This window comes from Lacicoccus kunmingensis DSM 17847 (assembly GCF_059568765.1).
In genome coordinates, this window is sequence record NZ_JCANUC010000011.1 from 34,231 (window position 1) to 48,827 (window position 14,597).

The 14,597-nt window shown below is 43.9% G+C and carries 16 protein-coding genes; 9 read left to right on the forward strand and 7 right to left on the reverse strand.

Annotation, left to right across the window (positions count from 1 at the left end; all coding sequences use genetic code 11):
- Positions 1 to 326 precede the first annotated feature (326 nt).
- The 5 genes from BO48_RS10990 to BO48_RS11010 all read right to left on the reverse strand — a co-directional run bounded on the left by BO48_RS10990 (position 327) and on the right by BO48_RS11010 (position 4,582).
- The gene (locus BO48_RS10990; RefSeq protein ID WP_496367498.1) at positions 327 to 1,223 is read right to left on the reverse strand and encodes a fructose bisphosphate aldolase; all 897 of its coding nucleotides are present in this window, start codon (positions 1,221 to 1,223) and stop codon (positions 327 to 329) included.
- A gap of 77 nt (positions 1,224 to 1,300) precedes the next feature.
- Positions 1,301 to 1,450, reverse strand: a complete 150-nt coding sequence (locus BO48_RS10995) for a hypothetical protein (RefSeq protein WP_496367499.1) — start codon at positions 1,448 to 1,450, stop codon at positions 1,301 to 1,303.
- 33 nt (positions 1,451 to 1,483) lie between these two features.
- Positions 1,484 to 2,617, reverse strand: a complete 1,134-nt coding sequence (locus tag BO48_RS11000; protein ID WP_496367500.1) for an ABC transporter permease — start codon at positions 2,615 to 2,617, stop codon at positions 1,484 to 1,486.
- Complete coding sequence (locus BO48_RS11005; RefSeq protein WP_496367501.1) at positions 2,604 to 3,656, reverse strand: ABC transporter permease; 1,053 nt, start codon at positions 3,654 to 3,656, stop codon at positions 2,604 to 2,606. The genes BO48_RS11000 and BO48_RS11005 overlap by 14 nt, the downstream gene beginning before the upstream one ends.
- Complete coding sequence (locus BO48_RS11010) at positions 3,656 to 4,582, reverse strand: ABC transporter ATP-binding protein (protein WP_496367502.1); 927 nt, start codon at positions 4,580 to 4,582, stop codon at positions 3,656 to 3,658. Before BO48_RS11010 ends, BO48_RS11005 begins: the two co-directional genes overlap by 1 nt.
- Before the next feature lie 115 nt (positions 4,583 to 4,697).
- Between BO48_RS11010 and BO48_RS11015 the strand changes: the two genes are divergently transcribed.
- The 6 genes from BO48_RS11015 to BO48_RS11040 all read left to right on the forward strand — a co-directional run bounded on the left by BO48_RS11015 (position 4,698) and on the right by BO48_RS11040 (position 8,992).
- Complete coding sequence (locus tag BO48_RS11015) at positions 4,698 to 5,738, forward strand: sensor histidine kinase (protein ID WP_496367503.1); 1,041 nt, start codon at positions 4,698 to 4,700, stop codon at positions 5,736 to 5,738.
- A 1-nt stretch (position 5,739) separates the two neighbouring features.
- Positions 5,740 to 6,339 carry a response regulator gene (locus BO48_RS11020; protein ID WP_496367504.1) on the forward strand — a complete coding sequence of 200 codons (600 nt, stop codon included), beginning with the start codon at positions 5,740 to 5,742 and terminating at the stop codon, positions 6,337 to 6,339.
- Between the two features lie 8 nt (positions 6,340 to 6,347).
- Complete coding sequence (locus BO48_RS11025; protein ID WP_496367505.1) at positions 6,348 to 6,845, forward strand: GNAT family N-acetyltransferase; 498 nt, start codon at positions 6,348 to 6,350, stop codon at positions 6,843 to 6,845.
- A 1-nt stretch (position 6,846) separates the two neighbouring features.
- The gene (locus BO48_RS11030; protein WP_496367506.1) at positions 6,847 to 7,764 is read left to right on the forward strand and encodes a DUF7916 family protein; all 918 of its coding nucleotides are present in this window, start codon (positions 6,847 to 6,849) and stop codon (positions 7,762 to 7,764) included.
- A gap of 225 nt (positions 7,765 to 7,989) precedes the next feature.
- A complete protein-coding gene (locus tag BO48_RS11035; RefSeq protein WP_496367544.1) occupies positions 7,990 to 8,334 on the forward strand; it encodes a PadR family transcriptional regulator in 345 nt (114 codons plus the stop codon).
- A complete protein-coding gene (locus tag BO48_RS11040; protein WP_496367507.1) occupies positions 8,321 to 8,992 on the forward strand; it encodes a DUF1129 family protein in 672 nt (223 codons plus the stop codon). Before BO48_RS11035 ends, BO48_RS11040 begins: the two co-directional genes overlap by 14 nt.
- Positions 8,993 to 9,036: 44 nt before the next feature.
- Here the strand turns inward: BO48_RS11040 and BO48_RS11045 are convergent, their stop codons facing one another.
- Positions 9,037 to 9,498 carry an S-ribosylhomocysteine lyase gene (locus tag BO48_RS11045; RefSeq protein ID WP_496367508.1) on the reverse strand — a complete coding sequence of 154 codons (462 nt, stop codon included), beginning with the start codon at positions 9,496 to 9,498 and terminating at the stop codon, positions 9,037 to 9,039.
- 160 nt (positions 9,499 to 9,658) lie between these two features.
- Between BO48_RS11045 and BO48_RS11050 the strand changes: the two genes are divergently transcribed.
- Positions 9,659 to 10,402: a glycerophosphodiester phosphodiesterase gene (locus BO48_RS11050; RefSeq protein WP_496367509.1), complete on the forward strand. Its 744-nt coding sequence runs from the start codon at positions 9,659 to 9,661 to the stop codon at positions 10,400 to 10,402.
- A 65-nt stretch (positions 10,403 to 10,467) separates the two neighbouring features.
- Here the strand turns inward: BO48_RS11050 and BO48_RS11055 are convergent, their stop codons facing one another.
- Positions 10,468 to 11,781 carry a nucleotide sugar dehydrogenase gene (locus tag BO48_RS11055; RefSeq protein WP_496367510.1) on the reverse strand — a complete coding sequence of 438 codons (1,314 nt, stop codon included), beginning with the start codon at positions 11,779 to 11,781 and terminating at the stop codon, positions 10,468 to 10,470.
- 234 nt (positions 11,782 to 12,015) lie between these two features.
- On the opposite strand from BO48_RS11055, the gene BO48_RS11060 reads away from it, so the two are divergent.
- Together BO48_RS11060 and BO48_RS11065 are read left to right on the forward strand one after the other, a co-directional pair.
- On the forward strand, positions 12,016 to 13,323 hold the full coding sequence (locus BO48_RS11060) for a UDP-glucose dehydrogenase family protein (protein ID WP_496367511.1): 1,308 nt from the start codon (positions 12,016 to 12,018) through the stop codon (positions 13,321 to 13,323).
- A gap of 156 nt (positions 13,324 to 13,479) precedes the next feature.
- Positions 13,480 to 14,583: a glycosyltransferase gene (locus BO48_RS11065; RefSeq protein WP_496367512.1), complete on the forward strand. Its 1,104-nt coding sequence runs from the start codon at positions 13,480 to 13,482 to the stop codon at positions 14,581 to 14,583.
- Positions 14,584 to 14,597: the final 14 nt, after the last annotated feature.

Consider the following 14,597-nt stretch of genomic DNA (forward strand, 5'->3'; position numbering starts at 1 on the left):
ATCATTCCTATCGGTTATAAGTTACATAATATTATACTTAAAAATGGCAGTCTGCTCCAATATGTTGATTTTAAAGGCTGTTACGGTGTGAGGGGCGGTCTGATGGGGTGATGCGTTGCGCTGCCACGAAAAGTTAAAATTAAGCTTGGTTATGGCAGTTCATGCTTAAAAATGCCACTTAGCGTTGAAATCTGCCTGACTTATGGCAGCGGGGACTCGAAACCGCCACTAAGAACCGAAATCTTCCTGAATTGTGGCAGCCTCTTCACATTCCCAATCTCCATAAAAAAACGGATGGAAATTATCCATCCGTCCGGTTAAGCATATTATTTTAAAGTTTTATGAACAGAAGCGTCGAAGATGTCCTCTACTGCTTCGTCCAATGTAGTGTTGAACTCGTCATCCGTCAATTCTTCTTTCAGGTCAGAAGCAAGCGCTCTTGAGAAGCTGGCGATGAGGCCGTCGTTCTCTTTCAGCTTGTCATTTGCCTGACGGCGTGTGTATCCGCCGGAAAGCGCAACCACTCTGATAACCTGCGGGTGGTCGATAAGCTCTTTGTAAAGGTTAGCTTTTGTCGGAATAGTAAGTTTCAGCATTACAAATTCATCATCGTTCAATTGATTTAAGTGATTCATGATTTCATTTTTAAGAATTTCTTCAATCTCTTCTTTTTCTTCAGCGTGGATGTTCACTTCTGGTTCGATAATTGGAACGAGGCCTGAAGCTACAGTACGCTTACCAATTTCAAACTGTTGTTCTACGACAGCTTTGATGCCTGATTCATTTGCTTCCAAAATGTTGGAACGCATTTTCGTACCGAAGATGTTGCGTTCTACTGCACGTGAAAGCAGGTCATCCAGTTCAGGCATAGGTTTCATAAGCTGAACACCATGCTCTTCATCAGCAAGGCCTTTATCCACTTTTAAGAATGGAACGATACCTTTGTCCGCTAAAAAGTCACCGGTATATTTACCTTCGATAGTGCGGTCCATAGTCTGTTCGAATAAAATAGCTGCAAGAACTCTCTCTTTGTTGAAAGAAGGTGAAGTAATGATACGTGAGCGCATTTTATGCACCAGATCAAACATTTCCTCTTCGTTTGAGTACTGATCTTCATCAATTCCATATGCTTTCAAAGCTTTTGGAGTACTGCCGCCACTCTGGTCGAGTGCAGCGATAAAACCATCATCATTCTTCATTCTGTTAAATTGTTCCTGATTCACTCAAATCACTCCTAAATAATTTACTCTTCATCTCTAGTATGCAAAAAAACGAGGTTTGATGCAATGATTTACTAAGTTTAGTCCTTATATAATATGAGTACGGCAAAAGTGCTGGCCGCTGAAAATTTAATATCGATAATTTCAGCATAAGCATTTTCATACATGAACTCATTAATTTTCTTGTCCAGCCCCTTTTCAGTCATTGCACTTAATGTTTTTGTTTTCATCAATATCCCCCTGATTACTATTTTACCCGATTATCATAAATTAAATGAGCTTTTTCTTTTATTTTCAAAAATTATTCCGATAATCAGCATCGTTATGATGAAGAGAATAAGGATCATCACGTGGATAAAACTTTCAGACCATGTAATATCGGATGCAGCATAGATTTGCGTGAAGTGATAAAGCGGTAAAAAATTCGCGATATTGTGAGCCGTCTCACCCAGCACCTCCATCGGTATGAAGATGCCCGATAGGAACGCCATCCCGATGGAGATGAAATTCGCGATACCGTTGATCAGAAACTTATTCGTCGTGAGTGCAGAGATTACAAACTGCAATGCCAGAGTGAAAAGACTGATTAACAGTAGTGCGACGAAAATTTTATCCAGCGGTACACCGTCGAGACTGTCCCATCTGATGAATATCCCGCCGAAAAACAGGATGAGCACCGAGAAGAGACCCATGATGCTTTGCGCGCTGATGATCTGCGTTGTATATGAAACGGTCTTTAATGGAGACACTCTGACCCTGTCCCTGAGTTCCGGCTTATTGAATTCTGTCATGATGTTGCCGATGAACAGGAGAAGCATCAGCATGATAATATAGCCTGCATAGTTCGTGTAGAACTTCATACCTTCAAAGTCCGATTCTTCAGAAGCATTTTCCGGATTGGCGATATTGACCGTGATGCCGTGTTCAAGTGTCGATAATGTATTTTCTGTATCGACTGTGCCGGTATAATTATAATCTGCATTCAGGAATCTGAAGTATTTTGACACTTCGTTGTTCAAATGGATGCTTCCGCTGCCTCTCGGGTCGGTGAGTATTTCAACTGTTGAAGCACCGTTGACGAATTTTGATTCGATATTTTCATCTATTATCACTGCACCGTTAACTTCCATCAAATAAACTTCTTCGACAATCTGATCTCTGTCGTAATCACTGACGACATCCACTTCGTTATTTGTACTCAAATAATCAATCAGACCGTCAGCAATTTCAGAATCTGACGGGTTGACGACTTTTATATTCATCGACCTTGTTTCAAACACTTCTGCGGACTCGTTCTGGGCGAACAGCACCGCGATGCCGAAGAACAGAAATGTGACGATGATGACCATTATTTTATATCTCCAAAAATGGAGGAGCATCCCTTTAAAGACTGTCATATTGTTTCCTCCTCAAGGCGACTAAAGTAAACATGAACATGACGACGGCAATTCCGATTAAGATGCCGAGTGTCAGCATGTAATCATCAAAGTTGTCCATCAGGTTGATTCTGAACAGTGTATCTGTCAGACGGGCGACAGGATTAAGGTTGTTGAGCAGCGGCAGGTGTTCATTCACCAGCACTCTCACTGCCGGACCGATCATCCCCGCGCTGAACGTGAGCGCAAGTAAAACAATGATACCGACAAATGTTTTGAAGTTTGCATTGATCTTCGGAAACAGACCGACAGCAAAGCCGATGCCTATGCCGGCAATATTACCAAAAACGAGCAGAAGGACAGTCGGCAGAAATGCACTGAACAACGTGCCCTGATAAAATATCATCAAAAATGCAATGATGATTGAATTGGTGAGCAGTCCGAGGCCGAGGGCACCGAAAGCACTGGATAACAGCAGTTTCACTTTGCTGTATGGACTCGACTGAAATCTCGCACCCATCGTGCTCAAATTCGGCTGCATCGTTGTGATGAACTCGATGCTTGAAAACATTGTATAAAAAACCATCATGGCGATCAGAGAGTAGAACATGACTACCTGCGGTTCACGGTCGGCATCTGTTTCGACAATAAAGTGATTATCAAAGGAGAAGTTTTCGGCTGGAATGCCGCTTTCATACATCTGGGTAATTTCATTCAGAACAGATTCAAGTATTGTCTGATCCAGGCCGCTGCTTGTTACAAGCAGTTCATTATCTTCTGTAATAAAACCCGACAGCTCGTCATTCTCCATCAGATTCAGCGCTTGTGACTCCGTTGTTTCCGTCACTTCGAGAATTTCAACTTCCTCCAATATAACGGTGAGCTGGTGTTCTTCTGTAATACCGACCGGGATATCTTCCATACCGTCACCGGCAATATTGGATGTTGTCAATATAAAAAGGGTGGACAGCAAAAGCGGATAGAGCAGTGTCCAGAACCAGTAGCCGAAGTCTTTAAAATTAATCAGCACCATCTGGTATGTCATTTTCAAAATACCCATCAGTCTCTCAACTCCTTGCCGGTCAACTCAAGGAAGATATTGCTGAGTGATGGCTTTTCACTTGAAATCTGGGTGTAGGTCAACTGATTCTCCTCTATGAATTTTATTAGATTCGGTAAATTGTTCTGATGTTTTTCAAAATGGATGGTGTAAAGATCATCACTCTTTTCGACATTGACCACATTAGGGAGTGACTTCAGTTTTTTACACAGATTTTCATCATCCAAAAAGCTGACAGTAATGCTTTCCTGTGTGGAAATGGATTTCTGCAGTTCGTACAAAGTGCCCTGTGCGACATTGCGGCCGTTGTCCATAATGACAAGGCGGTCACACAGATCTTCCGCCTCTTCCAGGTAGTGGGTGGTATAGACGACGGTCGTCCCGTTATCTTTCATTTTCTTGATGCCTTCAAGAATAAAGTTCCGGCTCTGTGCATCCACCGCAACAGTCGGCTCGTCAAGAAACAGAAGGTCCGGTTTATGTGCGATGCCGCAGGCGATGTTGAGGCGTCTTTTCAGTCCGCCGCTCAGCTGTCTGGGGCTGAACTTCCTGTATTTATCCAGTCCGACGAACTCGATGGCTTCATCTACAAGACTTTTACGAGCCGTGCTGTCTTTAACATACAGTCCGCAGAAAAAGCTGATATTTTCCACGACATTCAAATTTTCGAATATGGCGATTTCCTGGGGAACGACGCCGATGCGCTTTTTAATATCATTATTGTTCGGATCGACTTTTTCTCCGAAAATCTCAATCTGCCCCTGATCGAACTTCAATATGGAGAGCATGCAGTTGATGGCCGTCGTTTTACCGCAGCCATTCGGGCCGAGCAGACCGATGATTTCATTTTCACCGGCTGAAAATGAAAAGTGGTCCAGTGCGATGACTTCTTTATATCGTTTGATCACATCTTTCATGAGTATCATTTTTAAGACCCTCCTATTACATTTGTTAATTTAAGTTTATAATATAAATTAAGGTGAGGTTAGTGCCCTCTGTAACGAAGTGATATGACATTTGTCATGGGATGGGGTGAATTTAATGCGTGAAATATTGGAAAAAATGACATTGTTCATTATGATGACGCTCATCTATGCGATATTCATCGATGAAGCGAATGTATTGCTGGTGCTTACGGCTTTTATCATTCTGTTTCTGCCTGAAGTGTTGAATATAAAATATTTGCTGGAAATCATCACGGTGCTGTTTATTGTGCTCGTATCCATAAATACGGAATGGATATATTACTTTCCGCTGCTGACGCTGTTTGTACATAACAAATATGGCAAATGGGCATATTTTCTGTTACTGGTTTTTGTGATATATGAAGAATGGCTGCTGCTTGTATTCTCATTGGCTGGACTTTATTTGTCGGCATTGAATTTGAAACTCGCGTCGCTGGAATCGGATAATAGGAAAATCAGGGACCGGCTGACCCATGATAATATGCAGTTGAAGGAGAAGCATAATGAACTGATGAAAAGTCATGAAAAAGAAGTGTTCAGCGCAAGCTTGAATGAGCGCAACAGAATCGCGCGCGATATGCATGATGCGCTGGGGCATTCATTGTCGAGCAGCATTTTATTGATAGAATCATTGCAGTATGTGGATGATGAAGAGAAAATAAAATCCTCCCTGAAGACGCTTCAGGAGCGGCTGAAAGCGGGGATGGACGATATCAGAAGCAGCATCCATCATCTGTATGACACATCGATCGACTTCAGGAGCAGGGTGGAGAGTTACGTAGATGATATGGAGCCGGATTATGATGTCGACTTTCAATACAATGTCGACATGCAGATGCTCCATGAATTGAAGCTCGATCTCTTATCCGTCGTCATGGAATCTTTGACGAATATCCGCAAGCATTCCGATGCGACCGCAGTCAGCATCATCATCAGGGAGCACCCGGAATACATCATCATCGCAATCAAGGATAACGGCACTCGCAGCAAAATAAGCGAACACGGCATGGGGCTCCAATCCATGAAGGAAACCGTACGCAAGTATAACGGGGTGTTCAATACGATGGATGATGATGGCTTTAAAGTCCATGTTTTCTTGTATAAGGAGGAATTATAAAATGAACGTAATCATAGTTGATGACGATGCACTCGTTGTTTCTGCACTGACGACGATTGTCGAGAGTTCAGGGTATAAGGTGGTAGCGACGGGTAACAGCGGCAGGGAAGCGGTCCGGTTATTTGATGCACATCAGCCTGATCTTCTGATGACGGATATACGTATGGAAGAGATGACGGGGCTGGATGCGAGCAAGATCATTCTGGACAGATATGAAGATGCGAACATACTGCTGATCACAACTTTCAAAGATGATGAATATATAGCCGAAGCATTGCGAGTGGGATGCAAGGGGTATCTGCTCAAAGATAACTTTACCGGCATCATCCCCGCCGTGCAGGCGATCGAAGCGGGCAATATGGTATTCGACAGCAATATCGTGAAAAGCATGTCAGCAGCATCGAGTCATAAAAATCTGGATGAACTGTCGGAGCGTGAACGGGATATTCTTGAATTGGTCGCCGATGGTCTGAACAATAAAGAAATCTCCGAACGGTTATATTTGAGTGAAGGCACTGTCAGAAATTATATTTCCCAGATGCTCGGCAAACTGGAACTGAGGGACAGGACACAGCTTGCAGTCTATTATTATAAAAACTAGGTGATTATATGGAGATAAAGATCAGGAAAGTGAAGGTGGAGGACGCAGGAAGCGTTGCTGAAATCTGCCGGAGCGGCTGGCTGGATACTGTCGATGACCGGCTGTCGGAAACATATAAGACTAAAAATGTCGGGTTCTGGTATTCACCTGCTAAAGTTGAACAGGATATTAAAAAGGGGCAGTACAGCTTTGTGGCTGAAGTGGATAATGACGTCGCCGGAGTCATTGGCGGGGGGATGATCAGCAAAAAAGAGAATGAAGTCTTTGTATTTTATATGGACCGGGACTACCGCTATATGGGGATTGGAAAACGGCTGCTCCATGTCTTTACCGAACATTTCAAGAAAAAAGGCGCGTCTGTACAGTGGGCATCTGTGCAGGAGGGTAATGCGCTCGGGATGCCCTTTTATGAGTCCAACGGTTTTTATTTTCAAAGCGTGAAAGAGAAGCAGACGGGTACAGGAGAAGTGCAGAGATCATTAAGGATGAAGAGGGAGCTTGAATAATATGAAGAGATTACTGGATTGCAGTGCATCGAATTTTTTGAATATGACCGGGCGGGAACTGAAACAGTCGATCATGGCGAGTGAGGGCCGGGTGATTATGGCTGAAACGATGACCGCACCTGAGCCGCTAATTCCGGACATTACGAACGCGGAGCTTGCTGCATCGTTTGGCGCGGATATTATTTTGTTGAATCTGTTTAATGTGTTTGAGCCTTCGGTCAGGGGGCTGGACGTTGAAAATGATGATGAAGTCATTGGTGAATTGAAGCGGCTGCTTGGCAGGCCAGTCGGTGTCAATCTGGAACCGGTGGATGCTGGTGCCGATGCGCATGAAGCTCTGGACGAAGTGCCAGATGGGAGACTCGCTTCGGTGGAAAGTCTGAAGCGTGCCCGTCAGTTGGGCTTTGATTTCGTGTGTCTGACGGGCAACCCGAAAACAGGTGTGACGAATGATATGACTGTCGAAGCAATCAGGAATGCACGGGAAATTTTCGGAGAAGACGGTCTGATCATTTCCGGCAAGATGCACGGCGCAGGTGTGTCTGGAGAATCGGGCGGCGATATCATTTCTGAGCAGGTGATCGGGCAGTTTACCGCTGCAGGAGCGGATATCATACTGATGCCGGCGCCGGGTACTGTGCCCGGAATGACCGTGGATAAAGCACAGAAATATGTGGACTGTGCACATAAAAATGGTGCGCTTGCACTGCTTACAATCGGTACCTCTCAGGAAGGTGCAGATGAGCATACGATCAGGCAGATTGCGCTCAACTCCAAGATGGCCGGTGCGGATATGTATCATCTTGGGGATACAGGTTATTACGGCATCGCTGTGCCGGAAAATATCATGACATACTCCATTGCAGTCCGCGGCCGCCGTCACACATACGTGCGGATGAGCCGATCGGTGAACAGATAGGTAGGCGCTTTCTATCGGCCAAGTTGAGAGTCGGTTTGCCCGATAGGGGTGTTCTATCGGCCAAGTGAAGAGTCGGTTTGGCGGATAGAAACATATCTTATTCAGCTGTATTTACTGCAGTGTGATCTCAACAGGGCTCCATAAATAACTTAATAAAATACTACTTGGTATTGCCGAGTAGTATTTTATTATGATACTATATGGTTATACAAAGTAGGTGGATAAATCATGTCAAGAACTCAACTGCTCAAAGGGATTCTGGATGCATGCATTATGACGGTGATTAAAGAACAGCCGGTATATGGTTATGAACTGGCATTGAAGCTTCAGGATGCGGGTCTGCCGGAAATTACCCAGGGCACGATATACCCGGTGCTGCTGCGTCTTCAAAAGAAAGGTTACATTACCAGTGAACAGAGGGAATCGCCGGCGGGTCCTAAGCGAAAATATTATTTTTTAACGGATGAGGGCGAAGTTGAACTTAAAAACATCGCAGCCGAATGGGAAAACATAGTAATACCGGTCAATAAACTTCTTGGAAAAGGGGATGTGACAAATGGAGATGACTAAAGAGCTGATTCAGGAGAACAATGATAAGCGTGAACAGCTTACAGAAGATAATAAACAGTTGTATGAAGAGTTTTTAATGTATTTGAGGACGGACTTGAGGATTGAGGAGCATCAGGGTGAAGAGATTTTGATGGAAATTTTGAATCATCTGCTCGAAGCTCAGGCAGACGGTGTATCTGCTGGTGAAATATTCGGAAATGATCCCAAGGGTTTCGCAGATGAATTGATTGCTGAGCTGCCGTCTGAGAAGAAGAGAGGAAGAACGGGCTTTATTGCCGGACAGTTTTTAAGCATTGCCGGGTTTTTACTGATTGTTCAAGGCATCATGACTTTCATCCTTCCTTATTTCACGGAGACAGATACATCAGTCGGTCTTGGAAATATACTGCTCCTCGGCGTTTTGATTACCATTGTGGTCCTTGTTGCAATCAGAGTGGTATTCAGTCTTATCCGTCAATCTTTATTTAAAGAGCATCCAAAAAAAGCGGAACGGATGGCCATGCTGAAGGCGGCTGTCTACGGAATGGCCGGTTTTGGGATAATCATGGCTGCTGCTGTCTTTGTACCTGATTTCGGGCCTGTCATCAATATGGCGTGGTGGGTGTACATTGCTGCAGGTTTAGTTTTATACGCCGTCAGCAAATGGGTTGATAAATAAAAAAGCTCATCCAGAGACGAGGCTCTCTGGATGAGCAAAACTGATCAGCCGAATACTTTATCCCACTGGTCGCGGCCTGCGAGCATTTTTTTGGCGATTTCTTTAGCGCCTTCAAGGCTGTGGCTTGCCGCCCAGCCGCACTGGACTTCGTTGCAGGCAGGTACTTCATCGGCTTCTAAAACATCATTCAATGTGTTTTCCATAACGGTCTGGATGTTGTCGTAATTATCATCATTCAGTACTGACAAATAAAAACCGGTTTGACATCCCATCGGGCTGAGGTCGACGACTTTATCATGATGATTGCGGATGTTTTCTGCCATCAGGTGTTCAATGGAGTGGAGCCCGGGCATTTCCATATGCTCTTTATTCGGCTGACAGAACCTGAGGTCATATTTATAAATGACATCACCGTGTTCGCCCTCACTGGTGCCGGCGAGTCTGATGTACGGTGCAGCGACTTTCGTGTGATCGAGATTAAAACTTTCGACATTCATCTTGGTCATAGTACTCTCTCCTTAAAAGTTTTGTTAAAATAATGATATATGATTGAACTGAATAATACAAAGAACAGGAAACAGCATGAGAAGTGTCTTTTACTATATTTTATCTTATAATAATTTTAAGTGAACTTGTGTATGCAAATCAAATTGGAGGAAATGAATAATGCCAACGACTAAAATATTCGGCCATCGTGGGGCCATGGGTCATTATCCTGAAAATACGATGCTCGGTTTCAATAAGGCTCAGGAAATGGGCGCAGATGGCATTGAAATTGATGTTCATTTGTCAAAAGATAAACAAGTTGTGGTCATGCATGATGAAAACCTTGATCGTACAACGACGGATAAGGGTCTGATCAAAGATTGGAAAGTTTTTGAGCTGAAAAAAGTTAAAACTGGCATGAAGTTTAAAAAGCTGCCTAAGTACAATGAAACCTGGCATAAAGAGAGAGTGCCCGAATTATTTGAAGTGCTCGCTCTTTTTGCGAATGATAAAATGGTTATCAATATTGAACTGAAAACCGACGTTCATCAATATCCGGGTATCGAAAGGGAGGTGCACCACGTTGTCGCTTCTCATGGTATGAAAGACAGAGTGGTTTTTTCGTCATTCAACCTTGAAACTTTGAAACGTTTGAAAAAGCACGACCCGAATGCCAGAGTTGCGTACCTCACAAAAAAATTGCCTGAGAATTATGAAGAGATGATAGACAAATACGATTTTGAAGCCATCCATCTCCATGTCAAAGCTGCTCTCGAGAACATCGAACTGATGAAAGAAAAAGGAATCTTCTTCAGAGTGTGGACAGTGAATGAGAAAGAGCAGATGCAGCAGCTGATTAATGCGGGCGTCCGCGGCATCATCACCGATTATCCGGATACAGCACTGGAGCTAAAAGAAGATTAAAAGATAAAAAGCCTTCATGTGGATGAAGGCTTTTATTTATCTATATTAAAATATCTGCATTCAGACTACAAACTCCAGTAGTGGTAGCCCTTGGATTCAAAATCTCTTCTGTCCAATATGCTTTTGACATCAATGAGGACTTTACGTTCATCTTTGAATAGTGTGTCCAGAGTGTCAAAATTGATTTTTTCGAGGTATTCAGCGTGAGGCACCGTGAGAACCACACAGTCCAGGTCGGTTAACTCTGCATCCGGCACAAGCTGTATGCCAAGATCTCTTTCCACAGCTTCGGGAACCGCCACAGGATCATGCACCAGCACATCAGCACCGTAATCTTTGAGCTCATCAATGATATCAGTCACTTTGGTATTGCGGACGTCTGCGACATTCTCCTTGAAAGTGAGTCCTAAAACCGCAACTCTCGCTCCGTCGATCAGCTGTTTGGCCTTGATCATCTGCTTGATGATGTTGCCTGCGATATGTTTACCCATATCGTCATTGATTTTTCTGCCCGCTAAAATGATCTGTGAATGATAGCCGAGCTGTTCCGCTTTATAAGTGAAATAGTACGGGTCCACACCGATGCAGTGTCCGCCGACAAGGCCCGGTGTGAACTTCAGGAAATTCCATTTTGTGCCTGCAGCTTCCAGAACTGCATTCGTATCGATATCCATCTTGTTAAATACCATGGAAAGTTCATTCATGAAAGCGATGTTGATATCTCTCTGCGAGTTTTCAATCACCTTTGAAGCTTCCGCCACTTTAATGGATTCTGCTTCGTGCACACCGGCTTCGATGATGGAGCTGTAAACACTGGAGATCTCCTTCAATGCTTCCTCGTCCGAACCGGAAACGACTTTTACTATTTGCGTCAGCGTATTTTCCTTATCACCGGGGTTGATGCGTTCAGGTGAATAGCCGACTTTAAAATCCTTACCATATTTAAGGCCGGACTTCTCTTCCAGTATCGGAATGCAGATTTCCTCCGTCGTTCCCGGGTAGACTGTGGATTCATAAACGACGATCGAGCCTTCAGTCAGATTTTTGCCGACTGTCTCACTCGCGCTGATGACAGGGGTCAAGTTCGGTGTTTTGTCCGTGTTGATCGGTGTCGGAACAGAAACGACAAAGAACTTTGATTTTTTAAGTTCTGATTCATCGCTTGTAAATTCCATCGTCGTGTTTTCAAGTGCGGCATCTCCGACTTCTTCAGTGACATCATTACCTTTTATATACTCATCCAACTTTTGCTGGTTCACATCAAAGCCGATGACGTTGTATCTCTTTGCGAATTCCACGGCAAGAGGCAGGCCGACATAGCCGAGTCCGATTACCGATAATGTTTCTTCACGTGATTCCAGTTTTTCATATATATTCATAGCATCTATACCTTTCTTTTTTCAACTTCTCAAGGTTGTATTTCCATCTCCATTATTATACATTTTATCACGATGCCATGCACTCATTCCATCCTCAAAGTAGAATGTTCACAAGGCATATGATAAAATTGATGAATGTGAATGATAAAAGAAAAAGATGAATCATATAAAATACGGATGGAATTTTTGCAGGCAGATTTTAATGATGCGGCAAAAACTGGGAGTGTAAGATTTATGAAAATCGCAGTAATCGGTACCGGGTATGTGGGGCTTGTCACAGGCGCCTGTTTATCTGAAATCGGCAATCATGTGACATGCATAGATATTGATGAAGAAAAGATTGAAACTTTGAAACAGGGCGTCAGCCCGATATATGAAGAAGGACTCGCGGAACTGCTTAACAGGAATATTAATGAATCCCGTCTGAAGTTCACTACAGACTACAAAGAAGGGCTCGCTGACAAAGACATCGTGTACATTGCTGTCGGTACGCCGCAAAATGATGACGGTTCAGCAGACCTGACGTCGGTGGATGCAGTATGCAGATCGCTCGCAGCCCACCTCGACAGGGACATCATCATCGTGACAAAAAGTACAGTGCCCGTCGGTACGAATGAATATATTAAAAAAGCGATCGAAGACAGGATCGTCAACGATGTGACAATAAAGATCGCATCCAACCCTGAATTTCTAAGACAGGGGTCAGCTGTCTACGATACGTTTAACGGAGACCGCATCGTCATCGGTGCAGAAGATGAGACGGTGCTGGATGCTCTGGAAGAAGTCAACGCCGGCTTCAACCTTCCGATCGTCCGGACGAATCTAAGAAGTGCAGAGATGATAAAGTACGCATCCAACGCCTTCCTTGCTACGAAGATCAGTTTTATCAATGAAATGGCCAATCTATCTGAAAAGATCGGTGCGAACATTGACGACGTGGCAGAAGGGATGGGCATGGACGGAAGAATCGGCAGTGCATTCCTAAATGCCGGCATCGGTTACGGTGGTTCATGTTTCCCGAAAGATACGAGAGCGATAATATCTGTAGCAAAAGATGCCTCATATGATATGCAGATCCTTGAAAATGTAGTGGATTCAAATGAGCGGCAGAGAGGTATCATCGTCGACAAGGTCAAAGAACGTTTTGACTCCATCAAAGGCAAGAAGGTTGCAGTGCTTGGCCTCGCATTCAAGCCGAACACGGATGATCTGAGGGAGGCGCCTTCGATTTCAGTGACGGCAAAACTGATTGAAGAGGGTGCGGAAGTCCATACTTACGATCCTGCGGCGATGGAAAATGCACAGCGCATATTATCAGATGAAGTCATTTATTCGGATGATATCAGACAGGCTGTAACAGATGCGGATATCGTCATCATTCTGACAGAGTGGCAGGAAATAAAAGAGTTCCCTCTCGAAGAATATAAGAAGCTGATGAACCGACCGGTAATCTTCGACGGCAGAAACTGTTTCACTTTAAAAGAAGCAGAAGAGAGCGGTGTCGAGTATCACTCCATCGGCCGTCCTTCTGTCAGAAAATGAATATCAGCGGAAAGTCGACTTTATAGTCGACTTTTTTGTATTATACGGCGCCCACACCATGTGCGATAACTTGTTTACTAATATGTTTATGATATAATATTCGAGGTGAAATACCGCTTCAGAGAAAGGCAGAATATCGTGGAAAAGAAAAGAATAATGTTTTTTATTTATCAAATGGGCGGCGGCGGTGCAGCAAGAACACTGCTCAATATCATCAACAATATTGACCGGACGAAGTTCACGCCCGTGCTTGTGACGCTCAATTACGATGGAAGCTACGAGAAGTATATTAATGAAGATGTTAAATTTATAAAATTAAAAACGAAAAGGCTGCGCAGTGCGATACTGCCTCTTTCGAAAGTAATCAGGCAGCAGCAGGTGGAGCTCGTATTCAGTACGATTCCAAATTACAATATCATAGCACTTCTTGCGACCATGCTGTCGTTTACGTCAGCTGAAAATGTCGTGAGGGAAGCGGCCTACCTCGGCGGCAGTGCAAAAGAAAATCTGAAGTTACGTTTTGCCGGCCAGCTCTACAGACGGGCAAAGAAAGTGGTCGCACTTTCAAAAGGTGTTAAAAAGAATATTATTAACAGGTATAAAGTGAATTCTGATAAAATTGATATTATATATAATCCGGTGGATATTGAAGGCATCCGGGAAATGATGGCAAAAGATGAAGTTTCTGATGCGCACAAAGCGATTTTAGAAAGCAGTGGCAGGACGATCATCACTGCAGGACGCCTTCACCCGGACAAAGACCAGAAAACATTATTGAAGGCATTTAAAATAGTGAGAGAAAATCATATGGACAGTCATCTGTTCATCCTCGGTGAAGGCGGGCTGGAGGCGGAACTGAAGCAGATGGCCGTCGATTTAAACATTGAAGATTCAGTTCATTTTGCCGGATTCCAGCATAATCCATATGCCTATTTTAAATATGCGGATACTTTCGTGCTCTCATCTGTCAGGGAAGGTTTCGGCCATGTGCTTACAGAAGCGCTTGCCACCGGTACGCCGATTGTATCGACCAAAGCACGTCCGGGAGCTGAAGAAGTGCTGGCATATGGAGAATACGGGTACATGTGCGAACCATCAGACGCAGAGGCGCTTGCCGCCGGCATCAATCATATATTTGAGCTCAACGACAGTGAAAGGGAAGGCATCATTGAAAAAGGCCTGGAACGTGCAGAAGAATTCCATGTAAATAAAATCACCCGGCAGTATGAACAGATGTTTACAGAAGTACTGGAAAAATAAATGAAAAACAGGAG

What these genes read in the sequence shown, in the direction of transcription:
- BO48_RS10995 (WP_496367499.1), bottom strand. Translation starts at nt 1,450, where the DNA reads ATGAAAACAAAAACATTAAGTGCAATGACTGAAAAGGGGCTGGACAAG.
- BO48_RS11000 (WP_496367500.1), bottom strand. Translation starts at nt 2,617, where the DNA reads ATGACAGTCTTTAAAGGGATGCTCCTCCATTTTTGGAGATATAAAATA.
- BO48_RS11005 (WP_496367501.1), bottom strand. Translation starts at nt 3,656, where the DNA reads ATGGGTATTTTGAAAATGACATACCAGATGGTGCTGATTAATTTTAAA.
- BO48_RS11010 (WP_496367502.1), bottom strand. Translation starts at nt 4,582, where the DNA reads ATGATACTCATGAAAGATGTGATCAAACGATATAAAGAAGTCATCGCA.
- BO48_RS11015 (WP_496367503.1), top strand. Translation starts at nt 4,698, where the DNA reads ATGCGTGAAATATTGGAAAAAATGACATTGTTCATTATGATGACGCTC.
- BO48_RS11020 (WP_496367504.1), top strand. Translation starts at nt 5,740, where the DNA reads ATGAACGTAATCATAGTTGATGACGATGCACTCGTTGTTTCTGCACTG.
- BO48_RS11025 (WP_496367505.1), top strand. Translation starts at nt 6,348, where the DNA reads ATGGAGATAAAGATCAGGAAAGTGAAGGTGGAGGACGCAGGAAGCGTT.
- BO48_RS11030 (WP_496367506.1), top strand. Translation starts at nt 6,847, where the DNA reads ATGAAGAGATTACTGGATTGCAGTGCATCGAATTTTTTGAATATGACC.
- BO48_RS11040 (WP_496367507.1), top strand. Translation starts at nt 8,321, where the DNA reads ATGGAGATGACTAAAGAGCTGATTCAGGAGAACAATGATAAGCGTGAA.
- BO48_RS11045 (WP_496367508.1), bottom strand. Translation starts at nt 9,498, where the DNA reads ATGACCAAGATGAATGTCGAAAGTTTTAATCTCGATCACACGAAAGTC.
- BO48_RS11050 (WP_496367509.1), top strand. Translation starts at nt 9,659, where the DNA reads ATGCCAACGACTAAAATATTCGGCCATCGTGGGGCCATGGGTCATTAT.
- BO48_RS11055 (WP_496367510.1), bottom strand. Translation starts at nt 11,781, where the DNA reads ATGAATATATATGAAAAACTGGAATCACGTGAAGAAACATTATCGGTA.
- BO48_RS11060 (WP_496367511.1), top strand. Translation starts at nt 12,016, where the DNA reads ATGAAAATCGCAGTAATCGGTACCGGGTATGTGGGGCTTGTCACAGGC.
- BO48_RS11065 (WP_496367512.1), top strand. Translation starts at nt 13,480, where the DNA reads ATGTTTTTTATTTATCAAATGGGCGGCGGCGGTGCAGCAAGAACACTG.